The 25,566-nt window shown below is 41.3% G+C and carries 14 protein-coding genes; 8 read left to right on the top strand and 6 right to left on the bottom strand.

Going from position 1 to position 25,566, the window contains the following annotated elements; all coding sequences use genetic code 11:
* The first annotated feature begins 24 nt into the window (after positions 1-24).
* The 8 genes from B4N43_RS17435 (at position 25) to B4N43_RS17400 (ending at position 14,569) form a co-directional block, all read left to right on the top strand.
* Positions 25-3,249, top strand: coding sequence for a SusC/RagA family TonB-linked outer membrane protein (locus B4N43_RS17435; RefSeq protein ID WP_075991032.1), 3,225 nt, complete (start codon positions 25-27; stop codon positions 3,247-3,249).
* A 19-nt stretch (positions 3,250-3,268) separates the two neighbouring features.
* Entirely contained in the window at positions 3,269-4,849 is a 1,581-nt protein-coding gene (locus B4N43_RS17430; protein ID WP_088160218.1) for a SusD/RagB family nutrient-binding outer membrane lipoprotein, read from the top strand.
* Positions 4,850-5,286: 437 nt separating this feature from the next.
* Positions 5,287-6,450: an ROK family protein gene (locus tag B4N43_RS17425; RefSeq protein ID WP_286735771.1), complete on the top strand. Its 1,164-nt coding sequence runs from the start codon at positions 5,287-5,289 to the stop codon at positions 6,448-6,450.
* A 23-nt stretch (positions 6,451-6,473) separates the two neighbouring features.
* The gene (locus B4N43_RS17420) at positions 6,474-9,800 is read left to right on the top strand and encodes a SusC/RagA family TonB-linked outer membrane protein (protein WP_286735770.1); all 3,327 of its coding nucleotides are present in this window, start codon (positions 6,474-6,476) and stop codon (positions 9,798-9,800) included.
* 11 nt (positions 9,801-9,811) lie between these two features.
* The gene (locus B4N43_RS17415) at positions 9,812-11,395 is read left to right on the top strand and encodes a SusD/RagB family nutrient-binding outer membrane lipoprotein (RefSeq protein ID WP_075991029.1); all 1,584 of its coding nucleotides are present in this window, start codon (positions 9,812-9,814) and stop codon (positions 11,393-11,395) included.
* Between the two features lie 74 nt (positions 11,396-11,469).
* Positions 11,470-12,906 carry an alpha-L-fucosidase gene (locus B4N43_RS17410; protein ID WP_286735769.1) on the top strand — a complete coding sequence of 479 codons (1,437 nt, stop codon included), beginning with the start codon at positions 11,470-11,472 and terminating at the stop codon, positions 12,904-12,906.
* A gap of 161 nt (positions 12,907-13,067) precedes the next feature.
* Positions 13,068-14,102, top strand: a complete 1,035-nt coding sequence (locus B4N43_RS17405; protein ID WP_286735768.1) for a sialidase family protein — start codon at positions 13,068-13,070, stop codon at positions 14,100-14,102.
* A gap of 56 nt (positions 14,103-14,158) precedes the next feature.
* Positions 14,159-14,569, top strand: a complete 411-nt coding sequence (locus tag B4N43_RS17400; protein ID WP_145328865.1) for a hypothetical protein — start codon at positions 14,159-14,161, stop codon at positions 14,567-14,569.
* Here the strand turns inward: B4N43_RS17400 and B4N43_RS17395 are convergent, their stop codons facing one another.
* The 6 genes from B4N43_RS17395 to B4N43_RS17370 all read right to left on the bottom strand — a co-directional run bounded on the left by B4N43_RS17395 (position 14,570) and on the right by B4N43_RS17370 (position 25,509).
* Positions 14,570-16,933: a glycoside hydrolase family 3 N-terminal domain-containing protein gene (locus B4N43_RS17395; protein ID WP_286735767.1), complete on the bottom strand. Its 2,364-nt coding sequence runs from the start codon at positions 16,931-16,933 to the stop codon at positions 14,570-14,572.
* Positions 16,934-17,344: 411 nt separating this feature from the next.
* Positions 17,345-17,839 carry a hypothetical protein gene (locus B4N43_RS17390; RefSeq protein ID WP_145328867.1) on the bottom strand — a complete coding sequence of 165 codons (495 nt, stop codon included), beginning with the start codon at positions 17,837-17,839 and terminating at the stop codon, positions 17,345-17,347.
* Between the two features lie 93 nt (positions 17,840-17,932).
* Positions 17,933-18,781: a glycerophosphodiester phosphodiesterase family protein gene (locus B4N43_RS17385; RefSeq protein WP_286709395.1), complete on the bottom strand. Its 849-nt coding sequence runs from the start codon at positions 18,779-18,781 to the stop codon at positions 17,933-17,935.
* 157 nt (positions 18,782-18,938) lie between these two features.
* A complete protein-coding gene (locus B4N43_RS17380; protein WP_286709394.1) occupies positions 18,939-20,132 on the bottom strand; it encodes a purple acid phosphatase family protein in 1,194 nt (397 codons plus the stop codon).
* A 58-nt stretch (positions 20,133-20,190) separates the two neighbouring features.
* Positions 20,191-21,843, bottom strand: coding sequence for a SusD/RagB family nutrient-binding outer membrane lipoprotein (locus B4N43_RS17375; protein ID WP_286735766.1), 1,653 nt, complete (start codon positions 21,841-21,843; stop codon positions 20,191-20,193).
* A 12-nt stretch (positions 21,844-21,855) separates the two neighbouring features.
* Positions 21,856-25,509, bottom strand: a complete 3,654-nt coding sequence (locus B4N43_RS17370) for a SusC/RagA family TonB-linked outer membrane protein (RefSeq protein ID WP_286735765.1) — start codon at positions 25,507-25,509, stop codon at positions 21,856-21,858.
* Positions 25,510-25,566: the final 57 nt, after the last annotated feature.

Raw genomic sequence — 25,566 nt, 5'->3', positions numbered from 1 at the left:
GTAATTCATACTAATCATTAAAAAATGAGTCTATTTTACAAAAAAGCAACAGGTATAGCATTGTGCACGCTATTTAGCGCCACCTCGCTTTACGCACAACAAACCATTACTGGTACAGTAACAGACGCGAAAGGTCCTGTTTCAGGAGCGACAGTTTCTGTTAAGGGTACTGCCAAAGGAACGCAAACAAATGCAAGCGGAACCTTTACGATTCAAGCCGCTCCGGGAGAAGTATTACGTGTTTCTATTGTCGGTTACCACACGCAAGAAATTACGGTTACTTCCGCTAAATCGATTAAAGTCTCCTTAACTGAGGACGCTTCAGCTTTAGATGAAGTTGTTGTAACTGCGATGGGTATCAAGCGCGAATCTAAGGCGCTAGGATATGCAGTTAGCAATATCAAAGCAGAAGAAATTACCAAAGCGGGTAACACCAACTTTGGATCAGCACTATACGGTAAAGCCCCAGGTGTGAAAATTACCACTGCTCCGGGTGGTTCTGCCAGTGCGGTTAACGTTCAAATCCGTGGTATCAATTCATTAAACTATCAACGCCAGCCCCTCTATGTTGTCGATGGTATCATCATCCGTAACGATCAACAAGGTGGTGCGACTGGTGCAAACAATAATAATTATTGGGACGATCAACGTATTAGAGGTAATGGTATGCTGGACATCAACCCAGCTGATATCGACAATATTTCCATCTTAAAAGGTGCCGCAGCCAGTGCATTGTACGGCTCGGACGCTGCAAGTGGGGTAATTGTTATTACAACAAAGAAAGGCACAAAAGGTAGAGGTCTAGGAATTGACTTCAACTATAATGGATCAATCGAAAGAGCAGCCTTTTTACCGAAGTTCCAAAATATTTATGGACCTGGCTACGATGCCGCGACAAACATCGCTAACGGCGCATCTGCCGAAGGTTGGTTTACAGATGCTAATTCTCCATCAGGAAGAAGACCATACTATAGATCCTACGGAAGTTTTGGTCCAAAATTCACTGGCGAAGATGTTATGTGGTGGGACGGACAGGTACGTCAATACAAAGCACGTGAAAACAACTACTACGACGTATTTGACAAAGGCTACAATTCCAATATTAACGTCGGTATCTCAAACCAAACGGAGAAAATTAACTACCGTTTGAGTGCGACCAGAATGGACTATAAAAGTACAAGCCCTGGTAGTAAACAGAACAGAAATACCTTCAATCTCAATAGCACGCTAAAACTTAGCGACAAATTATCAACCGATATCGTCGCTAACTTTATCAATACCAACACCCATAACAGAACCTATCTGTTGGGTCAGGTACTTGGAAGTTTTGACGGATTTTTCAGCAGAACAGAAGATATGTCTGCAATGAAAAATGCGTATCAAACCACTGATGGCTACAAATATTCCAAATTTGGAACAGGACGTCCTGAAGATTTCAAATACACGATGCGGGCTTCCAACCTCTTAGATTATTTTTGGAATCAATACAAAAACAGTTATGATGAGACCGAAAATAGGATTTTGACAAGTGCCACATTAAACTGGGATGTTGTAAATCACTTGAAACTCCGCGGAAGAATCGGTAATGACTTAACTTCTGCAACGAGCATCAACAAGCAATACAACGAATACGCAACAGCTTACAATTCAACTACCAGCAGTTCCGGAGGCTTTGCTACTTCAAAAGGAGTCTATTCAATTCTGTATGGTGATGTAATGGCAACCTATAGCAACAAAATCAATGCGGATTTTGACTATTCAGCGAGCGTGGGCTTCCAATCGAGATCAGAACGTTATGATGATCAATCTTCAAGTACAGCAGGTGGTCTTGTTACCGAAAACTGGTTTAGCTTAAGCAACAGTTACGCGCAGGCAACAACTTCAAATAGCAGAAAGGAAATGCTAAAATATGCCTACTTCGGTTCCTTGAATATTGGCTATAAAGGATTTGCTTACTTAGACGGTACTTATCGTTCTGAATACTCTTCTACACTACCTTCATCGAACAATAATTATCGCTATGGCTCCGTTAGCGGTAGCTTTATTTTCAGCGATGCTTTCGATATCAAGTCGGATAAGTTCTCCTACGGTAAACTTCGTGCTTCCTACGGTATTGTTGGTAATGATGCCGCAATCTACGAAGCAAATATCGCTTATAACCAGAATCCATTATTGACAATCAATGGCGCTGTTCCATCATTGACCTACAGAAACAATTATGGAAATCTCAATCTACGTCCTGAGCGTAAATATGAGGTTGAGGTAGGTATGGAATTGAAGTTTCTAAAAAATAGATTAGGATTAGATGTTAGTTACTATAACAATTATATCGATGATCAGATCTTAGGACTTACAACACCAGCCTCTACAGGGGCAACTTCCCAAATTTTGAATATCGGAAAAATTGCCAATAACGGTTTGGAGCTTTCCATCAACGGTACGCCAATTCAAAATGAAAACTTTACCTGGAATTCTAGACTGAACTATTCATTTAATAAGTCGACTGTTAAAACCCTAGCACCAGGTGTTGAAGAATTGGTATTCTACTCTGCCGATGAAAACTCTTTGAAGATTACCGCAAAAGAGGGTGAGAAATTAGGAAATATTTACGTTTATGACATTGCAAAAGATCAAAACGGCAATAACTTGATTTCGGACGATGGACTTTATGTAATCGACAAAACCAAGTACAAATATGCTGGCAACATTATGCCAAAAGCGATCGGGGGCTGGACCAATACATTTACCTATAAAAACTTTATGTTAGACTTTACTGCTGATTATCGTTTTGGAGGTAAAATGGTATCCGAAAACCTCAAATACGGCATGAGTGCGGGTCTATATGAAAACACCTTACCATACCGCGAAAATGGGGTGACTTTGCAAGGGGTTAACGCCAATACAGGAAAAGCAAACGATGTGCATTTGAGTGCTGCAGAGTACTACATGAACACTTTCGGATGGGGTGCAGATTCTTGGACTGAAAAAGGTGCTGTATACGACAACAACTTTATCAAATTAAGAGAATTGTCTGTTGGTTACCGTATTCCGGACAGCTTCACCAAAAGACTTAAAATTAACAATTTAAAGGTTTCTTTGTTGGGCAGGAATCTATTCTACTTCTACCGCACATTGAAAAATCTTGATCCTGAAGCTCCAGTAGGAAACAAATGGTGGGCACAAGGTGTAGACGTTGGTTCATCTGCTGCTACCCGAAGTTTCGGTTTTTCATTGAATGCTAATTTTTAATTTTTTACCCACGAGAATCATGAAAAAAACTTTTCTTTCTATATTAACTTTGGTTTCGGCCCTATCGACGATGGTCGGCTGTAAATCACAACTTGACGACAAGTTTCAAAACCCAGATGCATCGACAAAAGCAAATATTCCGGCGTTCTTTGCCGAAATGCTAAATAATGATCGTGTAAGACCAGCTTATTACCACTACCGTACATTTATCCTGTCCAATCAGGCAGTATATACGCAGACAGCGTCTTTTTATCCGTCAAATACCATGTATCAGCCGAACGATAGCTACTCTTATGCATATTGGACGGATTTTTATGCCCCTGGTGTACTAGGTATTACAAGAAGCATGGAAAAAGCATATGCTGAACTTCCTGAAGCGGAGAAAGCAAGTAAAGAGATCTTTATCCAGACTGGCAAAATTGTTTTGTTTGACGAAGCATCTAAACTTGTTGACAACTTTGGAGATATCCCTTTCAGTGAAGCCGGTAGTCTACCAACAACAAGTACGATTATTAAGCCAAAGTTTGATGCGCAAAAAGAATTATACAATCAGTTCATCAGCGAATTGAAAAATATCAACACGTACTTATCAACAGCAACTACCAATCCTGATTTTTCAAAATACGATATCTTAAATAGCGGTAATGTTGCAAAATGGCGTAGGTATGCCAATTCACTTCGCCTGCGTCTATTGATGCGTATTTCTTTTGTTGATGAGGCAAAAGCAAGAACTGAAGTACTCGAAATGCTGAATAACCCCACACAATATCCATTGGCAGATGGTGGCGCAACGGCAAACTACAACCCTAGAAATGAAGACATCTTATTGCAGCCTCTAACCAACTATACAGGAACGTTGAGACAGGCCTTGATTGAAGGTCCCAATCAATTCGCAACAGATCATATGTTGAACAAAGTAATGTTGCCAGCGAAAGATCCACGTATCCCTGTACTTTATGACAAATTTGGAAAAACAGTAAACGGTAAGTTCGTTCAGAACAAAGAGTATAGAGCAATGCCAATTACCTTTACTTCGGCGGATATGGAGAAGAATTATCAAGACTACGCTGTGTTGGATTCGGCAACTATCTTCGACAACAATGCTTTGCCAGGAATTGTCATTACTGCTTCTGAAACCAATTTCAATAAAGCTGAAGCGCTATTAAGATGGGGAGCAAGTAATGCGGCTAAAGATGCTTATGATGTCGCTGTTAAACAATCCGTTTCTTTCTATTATTATTTAAATAATTTAAATACTTCAGGACTGAAAACAGAGAAAAAACCTACAGATGACGTCATCAATGACTTTGTAGACAAGTCGACTATCAGCTTCTCAACAACTCAAGCAAAGAACCTAGAATTAATATGGACTCAAAAATGGCTACATTATGGTTTCTTACAGGCACAACAAGCTTGGGCTGAATTGAGACGTACAGGATATCCAGTATTGACATACCCTGTGGCTGGATTGGCTAATTACGCAAATCCTCCTAAACGTTTACTGTATCCTACCCAAGAGATTTCAAATAATAGTGCTAATTACGATGCTGTTAAAGCAAACGATACAAGAACAACTAAAATCTTCTGGGACGTCAAATAGCTGATCGTTTCTTAGATTGTTTACAAAAGGGCAAGTTAGCCTATATTTAAAAAGAGCTCGGTTTTATACCGAGCTTTTTTTATATGCTAGTTTAAAATGCCCTTAGAGATGATAAAACCAAAATCCGCCATAAATCTCACTTAAATTATCGCGATTTCGTTACAATCGAAATTAAGCATTCCTTCTCCGGATAAAAAAAGAGCCTTCTTTTGATTAAAAACACATCATCTTTAAATTCTTTTTAAAAATTTTAAAAAGAATTTTGAACTTAACACAAAGTGTTCTTATCTTTAATATACAATGCTTATTAGAAGTCAAACATATTGATCTCCTTTAAGCAAGTAACTATGAAAGACCAAGCCGACAAGAAATGTTGTTGTCGGCCATTATTAAACTTAGATAAACCAATATTTATATTAATACAATTGAACTAAATTATGGGCGGCGAAATTTTGAGAATTTTGTATTATAGACCGATGCAACCGATTGCAGATATAGCAAACTCTTTATCGAAAAGCATCCCCTCTGTCACTAAACAGATCAATGATCTCTTGACAAGAAATGTCATTGTCGAGAAAGGCTACGCTGCTTCCACAGGTGGCAGAAAAGCCATACAATACATGCTTAATGAAAATTTACAGCAAAGTATTATTAGCGTATCGATCGATCAATTCTATACGTCCATATCCTCTTCAAATCTTAAGGCTCAAACCATCTCGTCTCAGAACAATATTCCGATAGATCTCAGAGATAAAAATGCGACGGATTCCATTCTTGAAGCTTTAGACAGTTTCATCATTTCAAATCAAATTGATATTAACCAAGTCATCGGTATTGGAATAAGCATGCCGGGATTTGTAGATTCAGAAACGGGCCTCAATGAATCATATAATGAAGATTCACCCTTATATAACATTCGAAAACTATTTGAGCAAAAATTTAAGGTTCCGGCCATTATTGACAATGATTCACGTTGCATTGCCTTAGCTGAACGAAAGTTTGGTGAAGCTAAAGATTCATCTCATTCACTCGTTATCAATCTAAATTGGGGAGTAGGCTTGGGAATACTTATCAATGACGATATCTTCAAAGGAACCTCGGGTTATGCCGGTGAATTTAGCCATATTCCTCTTTCGGATACGCTGACATTATGTTCATGCGGCAAAAGAGGATGTCTTGAAGTCGAAGCTTCCATTAGCGCAGCCATTCGAAATACAGAGCGAGATATAAAAAACGGAGAATATTCTATTTATGATAAACTAGCGAATGAACATATCAATAAAATTGACGCATTAATTGAAGCTGTCCAAATCGGAGATCAAGTAGCGATCAACAATATCGGGAAAGTAGGCTACTTGCTTGGCAAGGGAATCTCAACATTAATACACATTCTAAATCCTGATAAAATAATCATCAGTGGCCGTGGTGCAGAAATCGGGGATATTCTGGCACCTCATATCCAAGTCGCGGTTAATGAATATAGCATTCCGAAGATTTCAAGAAAAACAACTTTAGCCATTTCCACTTTGCACAAAAGAGCGCAACAACTCGGCACAACAGCATTAGTCATAGAAAAATACATCACAAACATTATTAACTAACGTTTTACACAAATACCTAAAACATGAGTCTATTTTACAAAAAAACTGCAGGATTGGCGTTATGTACACTTTTCAGTGCTACATCGCTTTATGCGCAGCAAAGCATTTCTGGAATAGTTTCAGATGCTAATGGACCAGTCTCTGGCGCAACAGTTTCCGTTAAGGGAACAACTAGGGGTACACAAACAGGGGCCAATGGGTCTTTTACAATTCAAGCTTCCCAAGGTGAAGTCTTACGTGTATCCATTGTCGGATACAAGTCCCAAGAAATAGTCGTTGGTTCCTCAAAGACGATTAACATCAAATTAACAGAAGATGCTTCCAACCTGGATGAGGTTGTTGTTACTGCTATGGGTATTAAACGTGCTCCAAAGGAACTTGGTTATGCCATGAGCACGGTCGACTCTAAAGAGTTAACAAAAACCGGTTCACCGAACTTTGCAGGGGCATTGTATGGTAAAGCCCCTGGAGTTCGCATCTCAGCAGCACCCGGAGGAGCAACATCGGGTATTAACATCAATATCCGCGGTACTAACTCAATCACAGGGAACTCACAGCCATTGGTTATTATCGATGGGGTGCCAATGAGACAATCAAGCTTTAACAATTCGGATTATTGGGGTGATCAACGTGCCCGCGGAAATGGTTTAGAAGATCTCAACCCGGAAGATATTGAGAACATCAGCATTCTAAAAGGTGCTTCTGCCGCAGCTTTGTATGGGTCAGAAGCAATGAACGGGGTGGTATTGGTAACGACAAAATCAGGGAAAGGTGGAAAGGGTTTTTCTATAGATTTTAATGCCACCTACACGCATGATAAAATTGCTTATCTACCAAGATTTCAAGATGTCAGAGGCCCTGGTTATACAAAAGCCTATCAGAATGATGGACAGGCTGATGATATGTTTTTCTATTATGATAATAGCCGAGCTATCAACGGCGTAACGCGTGGCGTACTTCCGGCTACTGTAAACTTTGGACCTAAATTTGACGGTAAAGACATTATTTCTTGGGACGGTGTTGTACGTCCATATTCAGCTCAAAATTCGTACAACAAACTATTCAACAACCCAAATAATACTTCATTCAATTTAGCCCTTGGTCATACTACTGAAAATTCAAATACAAGATTCTCGGTCACACGTCAGGATAATCAGATGACCGCGCTTGAATCTTCAAACAAGAAGAATATTGCCAATTTAAATTCCTCGTTCAAACTTTGGGATAAACTAACAACAGACGTGGTCGTTAATTATGTGAACCAACATACACATAATAGACCATTCCTTACGGATCGTTTAATCAATAACTTCACCGGGATGATTTCAACATTTGACAATCCGGAGTGGTATCTAAACAAATATAAAACAAGCTTAGGTTATAAATATGTTACAGGCACAGACCAAAGCTTAACACCATCAGAAAATTTAATCTATAATGGCTATAAAACAGACGTATTGGATTTTATCTGGAACTCAAAAGCAAGACAATATGATGAATATTCCAATCGCGTTTTAGGATCAGTAACAAATACTTGGCAAGTAACAAGTGATTTCTCTTTAAGAGCACGTTTCTCGGCAGATATGACCTCACTGCGCACCGAAGATAAACAACCTAATGAAAAACCACTAGCTTATGAAAATACAGGGTATTTTGGTCTAGGCCAACAAAATGCCAATATTTACTATGCAGATTTTTTGGCTTCATATAGCAAACAGATCAATCAAGACATCAAAGTTGGTGCTATGCTCGGTTATACCGCAACCAAAAGTCAGGATACCTATGTACAACGGGAAACTGCGGGTGGACTAAGCGTAAGAAATTGGTATGATATCAACGCTTCGGTAAATACTATTGGTGGAAATTCAAAATACAATTACCGCAGAAATCAATTGAGAGATGCGCTGTTTGGAACCTTAAACTTTAACTATAAAAATTACTGGTTTCTTGAAGGAACATTGAGAAGAGAAATTATCTCAACAATGCACCCAGACGACAATGTTACTTACTATCCTTCTGTAAACTCAAGTTTGATATTATCCGAAGCATTCCATTTACCTGAAATATTCAGTTACGCTAAATTAAGAGGATCATTTGGTATCGTGGGTAACTATCCTAGGATCTATCAAAGCCCACTAAGTTATACGCAGAACACCATGGGAGTACAGACTCAAGGAGGTCAAGCTGTAATTTACACAAATGTGCCAACGAGTGCCTTTGGAAATGAGAAAATTAAATCGGAACGAAAAAAAGAATATGAATTTGGTTTGGAAACACGATTATTAAATAATCGTTTGGGCTTCGACATCACGTACTATAATGGCTTGATCCAGGACCAAATTCTAGACTATACCCTGCCAATTTCTATGGGATCGAGTTCAATCGTTGCAAATGTGGGAACTTTACGCAACAAAGGATGGGAATTTGCAATCACAGGTACTCCAATACAGCATGAGAATTTTAAATGGAATACAGTATTAAACTTCTCAATGAATAAAAATATCGTAGAAGAGTTGCCAGGTGGCGTTTCTGAACTTTTGCATAAAGATTATGATGGTGCAGCGGCACAATTAGTATCAAAAGTAGGCCAACCTATGGGCGATATCATGGTACATCCAGTAGCAACTGATGCAAATGGCAATAAAATTGTCCAAGATAACGGCTTATACCAAGTGGATGCCAATTCTTGGATCAAAGCAGGAAATGCAATGCCTAAAGCTGTCGGTGGTTTAACAAATACATTCACGTATAAAAATTTCACCTTGGATGCCTTACTTGATTTTCGCTGGGGTGGCCATGTTATGCCTACCGGTATAAACTGGATGATCAGTAGAGGTCTCTTAGAGGAAAGTTTAAACAACATGGATACAGAACATGGCGGGCTTAGCTACTATATCGCCAATGGAAAAGGGATCGCAACAACTGGAAGTACAGGTCCAAATGGAGAGACTGTTTATCATGATGGGATGCTGATGTCTGGAGTTAAAGCTGACGGATCGCAAAACGACAATATTATTTCACAGGCCGTTTATTACAACAACACATACAATTGGGGCGGACCACAATATTCTAACTCACGTTACGAACTATATGTACAAAAGAATAATTATATCAAGATGCGCGAGCTTTCAATAGCTTATCGTCTTCCAAAATCAGTTGCACAGAAATTAAGAGCTAAAAACCTTCAAATCTCTGCATTTGGACGTAATTTATTCTTTATCTACAGAAGTATAAAGGATCTAGATCCTGAACAAATGACTGGTGGGTCAAATTGGGTTGATCAAGTTTCCAATGCAGGAACAAGTCCGGCAACAAGAACATATGGTTTAATGCTACGTGCTAGCTTCTAATTATTAAAGACATGAAAAAATATATATTATATATGGGGCTGTGCGCAGCCACATTAGCTTTCACAAATTCTTGCAGTAAGAGTTCATTTGATGAAAACTACCGTGACCCAGGAAAAGTAACCGAGACGACCGTTGAAAAACAGTTTGCAGGTATGATTTACAGTTACAGACAATTAATTGTCCCTGAATATAGAAATTTATTTGTTACCCTTAGACCAACCATATTTAGATATTTACATATCACAGGCTGGATTAATGAGACAAACCAGTTATTGCCAGGAGCCGCTGCTATCGAGGACCGTTGGTCAAGATTTTACGAGGGACTTGCACAATATAGAGAGCTAGAAACAATCTACAACAAATCAGATGAAATAGCTAAGAAAGAAAGTAGAATCTACTATCTAACTGCTAAAGTTCTATTTTACGATGAAACACAGCAAACGGTCGATCTACATGGGGCCATTCCATGGTCTAAAGCAGGTATGCTGAGTACGAACAATAGTGATTATCAAAATTCGTATCCGGCCTATGACCAACCAGAAGACATCTATGCGGCCATCATGACTGACTTAAAAAGTATAAGCGCTGAATTGAATTCAATTACATTAAGTAGTGCTACCGCCAACAAATTCAAGACGCAAGATATAATCAATAATGGTGATATCGCAATGTGGAAAAAATATTGTAACTCACTTAGGCTAAGAATACTAACACGAGTTTCAGCGAGCTCAAAATTTGCCACACAAGCAAATCAGGAAATTGCAGAAATTGTTAATAATCAAACTACTAATCCACTGATTTTAACGAACGCTGAAAACGCCCAACTGGATATTTATAACCTGGACGATAACAGTATCCAAACTAAAAATATCAAAGATGCCTTCGAAGCTAGTGGTTGGTATGCAAACTTAGCTAGTAAGCGGATGATCGACAACATGCTTGAAAAAGTAGATCCAAGATTACCTTTTATGTTTGAGCCTGGAGCAAAAGCTGCTGGCAAATACATAGGTTTAGATCAAAGCAAAGTAAGTGCAGATCAGAATGCCTTGGCAATAGGTGGAACTTTAGCCATCTATAATCGATCTACATACTCAAGAAATCAATATTTCCCAGGTATATTATTTTCAGCGACAGAAACAAATTTACTGTTGGCGGAATACTACAATAAAGCAGGAAATGCATCGTCCGCGAAAACAGCATTTGAAAACAGTATTAAGGAATCTATTGATTTATATCGCATTATTAGAAGCAGATCCAACGACAATACAGTTGTTGCGCCCGCTGCTCCAACTACTGAAGCGATCAATACCTATATCAATAATGTTAACTGGGCAGGCGCATCTAATAAACTTGAACTAATTGCAACGCAAAAATGGATACATTTTAATGTTTTGCAAACTGTACAAGCTTGGTCTGAGCAACGTCGTTTGGATCTGCCTAAGTTTGATTTTGTTGTTCAAAACGCTGACATTCAAAAGACAGTACCAGTAAAATTTAACTTACCTCCTTCAGAAAGCGTGTATAATTCAGCAAATTATAATGCTGTAAAAGCGCAAGACAACGTCAACACCAAACTTTTCTGGGACGTTAATTAAGGTATACACTACATCTATCTACAAGAAGGCCACCTAAGGTGGCCTTCTTTTTATCATTTTCATTATCTTTATCCATGCAAAAATTAAAAACCATTATATCCACTGCGCTGATCGCTTCAAGCGCAACACTAGCGTTTGGCCAGGCACATAACGTATCTAATGGCTATCAAAAACCGACAGATCCCTTAGTGATTGAAAATCTCGAACAATGGCAAGATATGAAGTTTGGTCTTTTCATGCACTGGGGTACCTATAGTCAATGGGGAATCGTTGAAAGCTGGAGTATCTGTCCTGAAGATGAAGGCTGGACCCAACGCAAACCCGAACATGGTAAAACTTATTTTGAATACCTCAAGAACTACGAAAATCTACAGACCACCTTTAATCCTACGGATTTCAATCCACAAAAATGGGCCGATGCCGCAAAAGCTGCCGGCATGAAATATGTCGTCTTTACAACAAAACATCACGATGGATTTGCCATGTTCGATACCAGAGAATCGGATTATAAAATTACATCCTCCAAAACGCCATTTTCCACAAACCCAAAGGCAAATGTGACCAAAGAAATCTTCAATACCTTCCGCAATGACGGTTTTAAAATTGGGGCTTATTTCTCCAAACCGGACTGGCACTCCGATTACTACTGGTGGTCATACTTTCCGCCAAAAGACAGAAATGTAAATTATGACCCTAAAAAATATCCGGATCGTTGGCAAAAATTCAAAGACTTTACCTACAATCAAATCAACGAGCTGACCTCAGCATATGGCAAAGTCGACATTCTTTGGTTGGATGGTGGTCAGGTGCGCCCCTTAGAAACCGTTGACAAATCTGTTGACTGGCAACAGACAATCAAAATGGATCAGAATATTGACATGGACCGCATTGGGGGCATGGCAAGGAAAAATCAACCCGGCATTATCGTTGTCGACCGTACAGTACCTGGAAACTGGGAAAATTATGTCACACCTGAACAAGCGATTCCTGAACATCCCTTGGATATTCCATGGGAAAGTTGTATCACCATGGGAAATTCGTTCAGCTATGTGCCCAACGACCAATACAAACCGACCAAAAAGATTGTTGAAACATTGGTAAAAATTATTTCCCGCGGTGGAAACTACCTATTGAACATAGCCCCTGGCCCAACAGGAGATTATGACCAGGCAGCATACGATCGCTTGAACGAACTGGCAGCCTGGATGAAAATCAATCAAACTGCAGTGTTTGCAACACGTACGATTGCTCCATATCACCAAGGTGACTATTACTACACTAGAAGCAAAGACAGTAAAGTGGTCAATGTATTCCATCTTTCTGAAGGTGATACTTACCAGCAGCCAAATGAATACGTCTTTCAAGTACCTGATAATTTTAGCGTAAAGAAAATCGCTATTTTGGGTCATAAAGGTAAATTAGACTGGTCTCAACGTGGTAATCAAATTACCTTGAGAAGCCCTAGTACACGATTTAGTTATGCGACTGCAATTCAATTGCAAAGCAAATAATATAAAATTCCGTTGGATATCATCCAACGGAATTTTATCATTTAACAAGGTCATTGTTTACCGATCACCGCCTGAACATCTCAATATTCCCAAAGCCTCTGCTCAGGAATAAGAAAATAAGTCATCAACAAACTATGGGGTTTTTAGAACCTTAAATTCCAATGAAAAAAATCAACCTATTTCCACTATTTATCCTTCTTTTTCTATCCTCGTGTGCAACGTATAAACCTCAGATCCTGGTATCAGAGCAAATTTTTAAAACAGGCCAGGTTCCATTCCAACAATGCCATGCTTCCACGATTCAAGTCATCGGAAAAGACAGTTTATTGGCAGCCTGGTTTGGTGGTACACATGAATCTAACCCCGATGTTGTCATATGGAGTTCACTGTATAGCCATGGACAATGGCAGCGTCCTGTACAGATTGCAGACGGTATCCTTGGTGACAACCGCTTTCCAACATGGAATCCTGTCTTCTATCAATACCCGCACAGTGACACCCTATCTTTGTATTATAAAATAGGGCCCAATCCCAGAGAATGGAAAGGCTATGTCAAACATTCACTGGATAAAGGAACGACCTGGTCTGCAGCGCAGCAGTTGCCTGAAGGTATTTTGGGGCCCATCAAGAATAAACCGCTCACCTTGACAAACGGACTGCTTCTCTCCCCTTCCAGCACGGAGTCCAAGGAAGAAATCTGGAAAGCACACCTGGAAATCAGCCGCGATCATGGCCGCTCCTGGTCCGTCAGCGCAATACGCCCCGATACCAGTATCCAGGTTATTCAGCCAAGTGTGATCCAACATACAGATGGACGCATTCAGGTGCTCTGTCGAAGTAAAGAAAATAAGGTGATGGCCGCATTCTCAGCAGATCAAGGCCTTACCTGGGGCCCCTGGCAAGCCACAAACCTGCTCAATCCCAATTCTGCCACAGACGCCATCCGTTTAAATAATGGTTTATTTATGATCGTCTTCAATCCGGCCATCGCTGGCAACGACTGGTGGGAAGGACGCACAAAACTCCATGTCGCCATATCAAAGGATGGCTTACAGTGGAAAGATGTTCTAACCCTTGAAGATGGGGTAAAGAACGATGAATATTCTTATCCGACAATTATTCAGGATACAAACGGTCTTATCCACATCACCTATACCTGGAATAGGAAAAGTATCAAGCATATTGTGCTCAAATAAGAATGATAGTTGTAACAAAAATGGCAGTAACTTCGTTGTATGCTAAAAACCAAGTTATGAGATCAATATCAAAATTATTAACATTATTAGCATATATTGTATCCGTAGGTTGCTCAAAGGAAACTGCTAATCACAACCTCTATCTCGAGGGAACCTATTCAGGAAAATTTATAGTCAGCTATAAAAATCAGGACCAAACTTTCACTGGAGACGTAACTGTACGGTTTAAAGCGGACAGTTTCTTTTGTACAGCAAACAAAAATAGATTTCCTGCAGGTGGCTCAGGAACATATGAGATTAATGGCGACCAAATTATTTTCAAAGATAAAAATGTATGGACCGCCGACTTCGATTGGGCTTTAATATTGAACCACAATTACACCTATTTAGTGAATGGAAACGATCTAACTTTAACAAAAGCTCCCCATCAACATAATAGCTATATCTATAAATTAACGAAGGATTAATTAATAATCCTTCGTTAATTCCAATTCTCCCTTCAACCGGATATCATCGGAAGATGCGCCGACCAAAAGTTTAAACCTGCCTTTTTCCGTCTTCCATTCGTTACCTGCATTCCAAAGTTTGAGGTCCTCCTTGGTCAATTGAAAAGAATAACGTTCTTTCTTTCCTGCGGCAATGTTTTTACGCTCAAACCGCTTCAACTGCATAACAGGTGTCACCACCGAACTTACTTCATCCACAACATACAACTGAGCGACTTCATCGCCCGCCAATTTGCCCTGGTTTACCACGTCGAACGACACTGTACATACAAAATCATTGCCATTCTCCTTCAGCGAGACCTGTAAATTGGAGTAATCAAAACTACTGTAGCTCAACCCATAACCAAAAGCATACAATGGTTTGGCCGACATTTCCACATAATCGTGATGTTTAGGTTTTGTATGGTTGTAATGTACAGGAAGCTGGCCGACCGAACGAGGTACCGAAATCGGTAATCTTCCAGCCGGATTATAGTCACCGAACAATACATCGGCAATAGCCAGGCCTCCCTCCTGTCCCGGATACCAGGCATTCACGATCGCAGGCACATGTTCAGCTGCCCAATTTAAGTTCAATGGTCTCCCCATAATCGTAACAAGTACAACCGGTTTTCCGGTCGCCTGTATCGCTTTCAGCAACTTGATCTGATCGCCCATCATATCCAAAGAAACGCGATCAAATCCTTCTCCGCTCTCCATATCACTTATCGTATTAGGATCCACATTGGCTGCTCCAGTTGCTTGATACGACGTTTTAAAATCACGTGCACTCGAACCACCCAGGACTAAAACCACCGCATCGGCCTGCTTTGCAGCTGCGACGGCGGCAGCGATATCGGAATTGCTTGTATCACGGATTGCACAACCTTTCACATAATCAACCTTGGTACTGTTACCAACTGCCGCCCGTATTCCGGTCAAGAGGGTCTGAACTTTCCCCTCAGCTTGTGGAGCAGTATAATCGCCCAGCTGATTATAGGCGTTGTCGGCATTCGGTCCTATAACGGCTATTCGTTTCAACGATTTACTTAAGGGTAAGATATGCTGATCGTTTTTAAGCAAAACAATCGACTCGCGGGCCACCTGTCTTGCTACCGTTTTATTTTGTGCCGTAGCGACTTTTTGCGCTACCAACTTTTCATCCACATAGGGATGATCAAAAAGCCCCAAATTGAACTTCATTCGCAGTACACGGGCTACTGCTGTATCAAGAACAGCAGATTCAACGAGCCCCTGTTGGACAGCCTTAAGCAGATTTGAACCGTAACCAGTCCCGCTTAGATCGACATCCAATCCGGCATGTATACTTTGTGAAGCCGCTTCTTCTGCAGTCGCTGCTGTTGCATGCCCTCCATTGAGCCCTGATATACTCAGTAGATCCGATACAACAAACCCCGTAAATCCCCAGTCTTTACGTAGAATGTCTTTTAGCAACCAGGGGTTGGCAGAACAAGGAATACCATCAATGCTATTATATGCTGTCATTACCGACCCAGCTCCCGATTTTACAGCACGCTCAAAAGGCGGCAGAAAATACTGTCTCAGGCTTCGTTCTCCAACCGATACGGACTCACCATTGTGACCGCCATCTGGAGCGGCATAGGCTACAAAATGCTTTAAAGTTCCTATTATTTTATCGCGCTCACCTAGCTTCTCACCCTGAAAACCACGGATCATTGCAGTTCCCATCTGACCGATCAGATAGGGATCCTCCCCATAGGTCTCTTCAGTGCGCGACCAACGTGGATCTCGTGCCAAATCTAATACAGGACCATAGCCGTTTTTACCACCCACAGCATAAGTCTCCATGGCGATTGTTGATGCCATATCCTGAATCAACTGTGGGTTCCATGTACTCGCCTGTCCGATCGCGGTAGGGAACACTGTTGCACCAATCGCCATATGTCCATGTGGCGCCTCCTCAGACAACAACAATGGAATCCCTAGTCGAGTACTATCCACCATATAACGTTGGATCGCATTTGTAGCGCGCGCAGCTTCCACAGGGCTCAGGCCATTCAGTAAGGTTTTCTGTGTCCAAGGATCTGCACGTAAGGTTGCCCATAACAATCCGATATGCTGTTCTTTTACTGCCTTTCGCAATTTATTGCTGATTGTAACCTGCTTTCCGTTTTTGCTATACATTTCCCAGCCCAGCAATTTGCTCAATTGCCCGACTTTCTCTTCCACAGTCATTCTTCCCAATAGATCACTTACCCGTTTTTCAATTGGTAATGTACTATTCTTATAGGGCAATTGCTGGGCTTGAAGTTGTGGGCAGAGCAATGTCGTCATTGCTGCCATAAGTAATATACGGACTTTCATAAGTGGATTATTATTTATCTAGTTTTCTTCATTAATCGGATCCGGTTTTATTATTTCACATTATCTATGCAACCGGTTTCCAAACCACTAAATTAACGATTTAGCCTAAATAATCAAGTTAAATTTTGATTCCTAATTCTTTTAATAATCATAGGGCGGCAGCATTGGTTTGAACAGCGTTCATCTAAACAACCTAACACAGGGTTTACTTTATGTATTGAAGTAGAGGAGAGCAAATGGCAAATATCCACGAAATTCATTCTAGCACGTTGGGCAACAACAAAACAGTTAGACAAAGAAAAAACTAATGTGAAAGATTCAATTGCAATTTCATCAAAACAGAATTGAACAAAAAAATAAAGACAGCAAGCCGTCTTTATTTTGAATGTTAAAGGAAATATACTACTTATCTTATTTTGTTGCAGCCGTTCGCTTACCTTGAAAATAGTATTCAATTGGAGCTGCGTATGCTAGAGGATTATTATTGCGCGAAATTAATATGAGCTGATCACCATCAAGCTGTACCTCATAACTTTGGTATGGGCTACTGTCGGCAAACTTGATACTTTTCTTCTCTTTATCATAGGCAAATGCGCGATGCTGTCCTTCAGCAAAAATCAAACTTTCAAATGTCAACTTATCATCCCCACATAGTTCTTTACCACGATTGACAGTGAACTTATTCGCTGATTCAGCAAATGTAAATGTATACACATTATCCTTTTCACAATCTTTCGGTTTGTGCTTCAATTGCTCGTTTGTCGTCCCTTTCGCAGACACGATGGGGCTCCATTCAAAACTTTCCAGCTGTTTTTGAACATCCATAGGTACAGTCATTTCATTTTCCTTACTACAGCTCGTCAGTAAAAAGAGGATTGCAAAACTCCCTGTAAATAATTTATTCATTACGGTTTCCATTAGTTATATCTTGAGAACGATCGTTCTAACAATATCGCTACAATAAAATCAAGCATTTTTAACTAAACAGATAAAAATAGACTAAGATCCGGAAAGCACTTCGCGCCACAAATTAGGATGATCTGTTTGAATAAGACGTACAAAAGGATATTTCTCCAAAAAAGATCGATAAGCTTTCTTTCCCTCCTGTTCTGCTTTGTCGTCATATTCCCCCAAACTATTCATCCAAAAATAAATGCCCTGTTGGCGCAATGCATTAAGTTTTCCGGTATCAGTAAATGATTCATCAAGATGGACAATTGAGGTTAATTTCATCTTTAGTATGACCTCTAGATCTTTCATGCTGCGTGCCCTCGGAAAAAGTGTGATCGCTGGATTGAGTTTGTAAATCTTGAGCATGTCTTTATAATCATAGAGAAAAAATAGTACCTGGTCTTCCATCCCCTCCTGTTCAACAAGCGCATAGGTTTTCTTAATAAACTCTTTGCGATCTTCTTTAAAATCGAGATCAACAAGGATTTTTCCCTTTGCAACGCGCAAAGCTTCCGATAGCGTTGGTATAACATGATCCGAGCCTTCACCATTAGCCTTTTTGCGTAAGTGAAGCTGTTGAAGCTCGGCATAGGTTTGTTTGGCGACCTCTCCTTGCCCGGTTGTCGTCCGATTGACTGTTTTATCGTGCATCAGTACAAGTACACCATCTTTGGTGGCCCGCACATCGACCTCTACCACGGAAGCTCCCTGCCGAATGGCCTCTTCGATAGCAGCAATTGAGTTTTCAGGTTGCTCCAGATGAGCTCCCCGGTGTGCAACAATGTGTAAACTTTTTTGCTCTAACTTTTTTATTAAATCGATCGACTGAGCATATAAGTGGGTTGTAGAACTTACTATTATACCCAACAGAATAGTAGAAAATAAAATCTTTTTCATTGCTGTATAGTTATTTTTTTGCAATCTCTTTTTGTTATACCTTAAAAACCGGCGATCTCGCTGCAGTTACATCTCAATCGCGTCATGGAGTGAATCCCGCAATTATATTGACGGAAAGTAATCCGGTTTGAATGGATTACCTTCCGTCTATGACGTTCTACTTTTTCGATAACTCGAATGAATCAAACAACTGCCCATTCAGCTTGTAGCTCGAAAAATACAGTTTATTTTCGGTCAGCTTGATCACCTGATACAATTGCGTCTGTGACGTTGCAACTTCCATCCAGCGTTCAGAATCAGATTCATACATCTTAGGCCCCGCTACAGACAGGAGATAGACAGGTCGCTTTTTACCCAGCCCGCCACGAGCGTAGGTATGATCGTGGCCCTGAAGGACCAAATCGACACCATATTTCTCGAAAATAGGTTTGAAACGTTCTCTCAAGATGGTATTGTCACGATTTTTTGCCGTAGAGTATACGGGATGGTGCATGACAACAATATTCCATTTTTTTGGTGATGAAGACAACACTTTCTCCAACCACTTTTCCTGTATCGCTGCTGCAGTAGAGTCGAGCATAATCAATTGAGAATTTAGGGAAATCATACGTAGATCCTGATAATCGAGGTAGTAAACAGCATCTTGCATACCCTCAGGGCCATTCCTTGGCAAGTTGAATTGTGCTTTCCAATGCGGGTCAAGTACAAGCTTCCCAAGCGAGTCGCGACGGTACTCGTGATTACCCGGTGTTGGAACAGCAGGGATCATCTGATGAATAAATCCTGCGGCCTCATGCCATTCTGCCCACTCCTCGTCTGCATTCGAACGATTGATCAGATCGCCCGCGTGAACAATAAAGCGTGCATTCGCTTCCTGCTGGAAAGCACGCCGAATGGCACGTGCCCAGCGTGAACGTAAGTCGTTCTGTGCATCACCCAAATAGATAAATGAAAACGCGCCTGAACGCTCCGCAGTCCTAAATTGGTTCCAGGCACTCCAATTGCTGCCATCTCCAACGCGATAGGCATAAACTGTACCGGGTTTCAGGTCACGGAAGGTTACCTGTCCATAAGCATCCTCTTGCTGTCCTCGCTCGAGCGGTAGCGCTGTTCCATTTATTGTGATCGCGTTTTTTTCAAGTTCTGGATTGCTCTGTTCTTCAGCAATCTGACCAATTATTTTGGTCCTATCCGCATTGATCCGCCAAGAAACAGACTGCGTACTGCTGGGCTCATCGGACCAGGTCAACGTAATACGATCAGGTTGTTTGTCTTTATTATCCGTCTGGCTTTTCCCTTCCAATAAAGTGCAGCACAGTACTACAGCAAGAAGAATATGTTTGATTTTCATTGTGATATTGATTTTATAAGCGATTTGAGAACTCTATTTAATAACTTTTAATTACTAATTACCAGGGCTTGTTTGTTCCTTGCAATAACCAAGGTTTTGACCAGGCACTATTTTCATTGTCTGCCTGTGAATACGCTGTCTTTTCAATACGTTTCAAGGCCTCCTCGGCATTTTTTTGATTCACACTCATTTCGGTTTGCATATAAGGTACACGAACAGGAAGCTGTGTACGAATGGCTGCGGGGCCGGCCTTTAAAGCGGGGTACCCTGTGCGACGATAATCAAACCAGGACTGTGCGGCAGTTGACCAACTGGCGATCCATTTTTGTTCAATGATCTGCACTTGCGTATTTTCAAACGCCACACCTTTCTGACGGATATAGTTGGAATAGTCTGCGCCCTTTCCCCAGCTTGCCAACGATTCCTGTATAGCACGCTCATAATAGGTCTTGGCTGACTCAGGCAGCCCCCATCCTTTCCAGGCTGCTTCAGCCAAAATAAAACTAACTTCGGCAGCAGAAAGCAAGCGTGCTTTTAACAAACTTCCCTTCGCCGAACGATAGCTATCATTCAGGTAAGAAACATGCGGATTGATCGAGGTTTGCCCCGGTGTTGGATTGAGGTTGTAGGCCGAAGGGTTTTTAGATACACTTGGCGGCAGTCCAACATACTCCTTATCGGTATCCACCGGAACGCCTTTGACGACATCTGGCGATACAATCCGAACACCATTAACGATCTTATCTGTACCTGCGGGCTCGTTACTGCGGATCTCAATGGGTATGTCTACCTTTCTTGCCCAAACCGCCAAACGAGGGTCGCCAAGTTCCTGTAGCCGGTCGACCAGTGTTGCACACATTTTCATTCGTCTAAAATTACTTCCACTGGCATCATACACCGTATTTGACGGCCAGGAGTCATTTGCATTATTTCCAACAAAATCCATCAATACATCATCAGTAGTACTCGTAATAATTGGAAATTTATCGGGATTGGCAACAATACTTTCAATCCCCTGTTTGGCAAAGTCAGCAGACTTTGCTGAAATGCGCATATAATACCGTAATGCCAAAGAATTGGCAAAACGACGCCATTTGGAAGCCTTTCCGCCAAAGTAAACATCCGCATTCGCCAGCACCTCATAAGAACCATCGGGGCGGGATAGAAGTTCATTGGCTTGTTTCAACTCGTCGATAATTCCCTTATAGATTATTTCCTGACTATCGTATTTCGGAAAATTATATACAGCATCTCCCAGTTCCGCTTTTAAGGCATCGGTATAAGGAGCGTCTCCCCAGAGATCAGTCACCAATCCGAATAAGTAAGCGCGCATCACCAGCGAAACTCCCTTATGGAAATCTAGCCCCAATTTCTCCGCACGTTTACGCATAAGCTCATTGTCACGTAGAAAACCATAATAGGCATCCCAGCTCAGAATCCCTCCTGTCCATTCGTAGTCATTATGTGAATTGAACCATGCATCAAATTGGGTGTGCTGCATAACTCCGCCAAGATCTGAGAAACTCAATTCGTTGTATTTTTTCGCTGTTCCTGTCAATATCGTCGGCAATAACAGATTGGGGTTGGCATCTTCCTCACTTACACCGTTCGGATTGATATTAAGTTCGGTCAGATCTTTACAAGCTGAAATATTCCATACCATCCCAAGGCCTACTGCAGCCATGATGAATCTCTTCAACTGATTTTTCATTTATGTCGTATATTAAAATGTCACATTTACTTTAAATCCAATAGGCATTGACCAAGGGGTAACGTTGTAGCGCTCAATCCCCTGTTTAAATCCAACGCCAGTTTCTGGCTGGAAGGCCATTTCCGGATCTATACCTACTTTCGCTTTGGTCCATAAGATCAGGTTACGGGTATAGACTCCCACACTGCCATTCTCTATTCCGAGACGTTTCAGCCATTTTCCTGATAAATCGTAGCTAAAGGACAGTTCCCGAAGCTTGATAAAAGAAGCATCAAATGTCGCTGCATTCATAAAATCCCAAGGGTAATTGTCTGAATAAGCGATATATTTTGTTCCTTCACCACCAAGATTCTCTGTATAACCTGTGATATTACCTTTATCATCATATTGTGCGATAACACCTGGATTAAACACCCCAAAATTGCCAACAAGACCACCCACACTGATCGGATAACCACCATACTCTTCGCCTGGTCCTCCAACAATGGGATACCTATTGCCTTGCACGCGAACAAGATTGTTATCGACCAAATAATTGCGTAGCGTTTCGCCTGTCATCCCATTGGGGTTGATCATCTGATCAAGAAAACGCTGCGTGGTTAGGTTCGATTCGAAATAGCGATAGGTCTGCGACATAAATTTCCCTCCAAAACGCATATCTGCGGCAATATTCATTGTCCATTTTTTATAGCGAAGACTTGACTGTAGGCCCATCGTGAAATCGGGATTAAAATTTCCGATTTTGTTGCGACTATTATTGATCCGTACAGCCTGCCAAGAACCATTTTTATTGAGAATAGGAAAACCATAATACGGCGACGATTGATCCTCCACGGTCACTAACTTGGAATCGTACAGATCCCCGATCTCTTCCCCGACATAGGTACGTGCCCCACCCCGACCGTCGGTCCAAAAGGTATAGAACTCTACACCATCAGAAAGCTCATCGATACGGGTACGATTGCGATGCCAGTTGACACCAACGTCCCAGGACCAATTTTCCTTGGCAATAGGTCGCCCGGAAACAGCAAGTTCAATACCGCGGCTGCTTAACAGTCCGGCGTTGATATTTTTCGAATTGAAACCACTTGATCCGGGAAGTGTTGTTGAAATAATTTGGTTTTTGTTCTCCAGCTTATAATAGGTTCCTTCAAACTTCAGTCGATTATTCCACATGCCCAGATCCAGACCAAATTCGTAAGATGTGGCAATTTCGGGCTTCAGATTAGGAACCAAGAGTGATCCCGAACGTGTTAGCCGCAATACATCACCCCAGCTACCGGGATTACTCAGTACATTGGAGAGATTATAGGGATAAGTATCATTTCCCACGCGTGCAATACCCGCTCTCAGTTTTGCCAAATTGATCGTTTTAGGCAGAGAAAACACCTGGTTAGCCAACACACTTAGGGATGCCGAAGGATAGAAATAGGATCGATTGTTCACAGGTAAGGTGCTGGACCAGTCATTGCGCCCAGTCACATCTAAATAAACCATATCCCGGTAGCTTAGATTGATCAGTCCGTAAACACTGTTTATGGCTCTTTCAGAAATTGTACTGTAGAAATCCAAATTTAATGGACTGATATTGGCCAATGTATAGAGTCCCGGCGTGATTAGTCCAGCGCCATTCTTTGAGGTATTTTGCACGGATTTACCACGATTATACCGTAAATTCCCACCCAATGATCCTGTGATCTGAAAGTCACTCATCTTCTTTGTATATGCCGTCAGAAAGTCGATATTCTGTTCCATATTCATCAGATTAACAATCCCATAAGCACCTCTGGGTTCGTTCGTATAACTGTAAGGGATTTTTGTTTCCCTATTTTCCCAATAAATATCCGTTGCGTACCGTATCATGGCCGTCCAATCTTTTTTGATGGTCCAATCTAACCGTAGGTTTCCAAAGACGCGGTCTCTTGTAAAAGCATTATTCACTCCATAAGCAAGGAAATACGGGTTATTGTGGTTGCCAATAGACTGTGAACGCTGTTGGATCTGCTCCTGCCCTGGCAACCAATAATCCTGCAAGTCCAGAATATTGATGTGAGGTGCAACTTCATAGGCCGCTTGCATCGGATTGGTTCCCCGATTTCCTGCAGGTCTATTGTTGGAGTTATTTCTGCTGGCATCTAGCGAGAGCCCCAATGTCAAACTATTGCGAAGGCGCATGGTCGAATTGATATTCAAGGTGTTTCTGAACAGATCCGAATTGGGGATAATACCCTTATTGGCCATATTGGAATACGAGAAACGATAGTCCAATTTTTCGCTTCTGTTGCTCAGGGAAATCCCATTGGTACTTGTGACCCCAGTCTGGACAAAGTTTTTAATGTTATTTGGGTACGCTTTTAGTTCCGTAGGAATGGGCTTACCGTTCTCGTCAAGTGGACTATTCCATTGAACAGCTTTATACCCCTTATCCAGTGCAGGGCCTACCATAACACTAGACTCCTCCTCAATAACTAAATTGCCAGGCAAGTCGCCTGGTCGCCATGGCAAGGTACCGCTTGCAAATTTGTTATGCAATTCAATAAATTTATACGGGATATCAAATACTGTGTTACTAGTCACAGCAATGGTCATCTTCTCCGCATTCTTACCACTTTTGGTTGTGATCAGCACTACACCATTACCTGCACGTGAGCCGTAAAGCGCAGCTGCACTTGGCCCCTTCAAGATGGAAATATTTTCAATATCTTCGGGATTGATATTGGCAATTGCATTACCATAATCCACTTTGTTGTCGTCACCGATCTGACCAACATTATTTAAACTATTCATCAAGGGCACTCCATCTACGACAAATAGCGGCTGGTTGTCTGTACTTAGCGATGATGCCCCCCGAATCACCATATTCACGCTGGAACCGGTGGGTCCTGTAGAACTAATCGAAACCCCGGGTACTCTACCTGCCATACCAACCAGAAAGTTATCATTATTGACCCGATTGATATCCTCGCCCTTAATTTTACCGACAGCATAACCAAGGGAACGATCCTGTCGTTTGATGCCCAATGCAGTCACGACCACTTCATCCAATTCGTTGTCATCTTCGTTTAAGACCACCTGACGTATACCTGCTGTGTTGGCATCGAGCTTGAGATCGTTCAACTCTTTTTTTTCATAGCCAACATGGCTTATCAGTACATCATATACTCCGGCAGCTAATCGAATAGTCACTTCACCTTTGGCATTTGACAAGGCGCTCTGTCCAGTCAGTGGAATATGTACAGAAGCTCCCCCAATAGGCTGTTTTGTACGATCGACAAGCTGCAATTTCAAATCATAAGACTCTTGTTTACCCGTATTTTTTACAAGGACAATACCCCCTGACACTCTTTTTGACTTAATGTTGGTCCCGTTCAGGATATAGGCAAGGACTTCCTCGAAGCTCGCATTCTGGAATTTTTTTTCGGCAATTAAAATCCGATCTAATTGGAGCATACTCCGATCGTAGCCGATCGCTTGACCTGTTTGTTTTGACAACTGCAGTACCGCCTGCGCGGCGTTACCACTAGACAAATGAATATTGATATTATCCCAGTAAGTGCGATTGATCTTTTCCAATCCCTCAGCATGGCTATTGGTTACAGCACAAGAGACCATAGCGCAGATGGCAAGCTTTGTCGCAAGGCCGGTAAGCTTAATTATTTTATACATATATTTGTATGAATGTTTTAAACATGAATATTCAGGTGCTCACTGGTCGATTTAGCG

The sequence above is a fragment of the Sphingobacterium sp. UBA1897 genome (assembly GCF_002337775.1).
Lineage (GTDB): Bacteria > Bacteroidota > Bacteroidia > Sphingobacteriales > Sphingobacteriaceae > Sphingobacterium > Sphingobacterium siyangense.
Note: the sequence above shows the minus strand (reverse complement) of the source record. Positions and strands in the feature narration are given on the sequence as shown.